Consider the following 1,015-nt stretch of genomic DNA (forward strand, 5'->3'; position numbering starts at 1 on the left):
CTTATATAGTTGGTACAACGATAATTGGTCTTTTATATAACTATGCTTATTGGGTATATAAAAAAAAGAATGAAAAATATCAGGTTACAATGCCTGCTTTTGGGGTTGTTTTTTTGATTCACTTATTACATAATTCTATTGTTTTTATATTATCAAATTTATAAATTTTTTAAAGGTAATATAGATTAATGAATTATGTTTGTACTTGTTAAAGTTAAGAGACACGAAATAAAAATTAAAGAGAGGCTAATTCACTAATACTTCTAAATAGTCTTGTTTCAGTTTGTTTATTTAAAAAGAGAGGGCTCTGTCAGGTAGACAGTATTTAAAAAAAATTAAAAAGACGCCTAATTCCATATACTTCTAAATAGTCTTGTTTCAGTTTGTTTATTTAAAGAATAAAAAGAGAGGGCTCTGTCAGGTAGACAGTATTTTCAAAGCGTAGCTAAGCCACCTGAGTCTATATTTGTATGGACTCAGGTTATTTAATTTCTCTTGAAATCTTTGATGATTATAAAATTGTAAATATTTGCGGACTTAAGATAGATGAGGAAATCTTTTTTATGTACACTATCCTAAAATTTTTACTTTCGCGACATACTATCCTTCATTTTTCTAACATCCCATTCTCTTTTTCCAATCGTTTATTCTTAGTACCTAATCCATTAGGTTTCATTCTACCTAAATATAACCCTTTTGTTTTCCCATGTTCTTCTAGTTCTTTAATACCTAAAGTTTCGGATCATTTCATCCGACGACTTACAATAGGATAATAAATGTCTATTTCTTTCTTAACAGTTTTATATCTTCTTTTAAGTATAAACCCACTTCCTTTTCCTTTCATTTTGTATAGCAAGTAATTCTAATTTACCCCATAGAAAAATCCCCTCCATAATAAATAGGTTAATGTGTTTTCTTTTTCCTATCTACTATGAGGGGAGAATAGCATACTAAAGATAGCTTCTTTTTTGTAAAAGATCTAAGATTCTAGTGCCGTAATTAATTGCTGACGTTC

Annotated in this window: 1 pseudogene; it reads left to right on the plus strand. The window is 28.6% G+C overall.

Annotation, left to right across the window (positions count from 1 at the left end):
• Positions 1-164: pseudogene (locus DN403_RS31970) on the plus strand (CPBP family intramembrane glutamate endopeptidase); the annotation flags it as partial.
• Between the last annotated feature and the right edge of the window lie 851 nt (positions 165-1,015).

The sequence above is a fragment of the Bacillus sp. AY2-1 genome (genome assembly GCF_008368965.1).
GTDB classification, from domain to species: Bacteria; Bacillota; Bacilli; order Bacillales; family Bacillaceae_G; genus Bacillus_A; species Bacillus_A thuringiensis_S.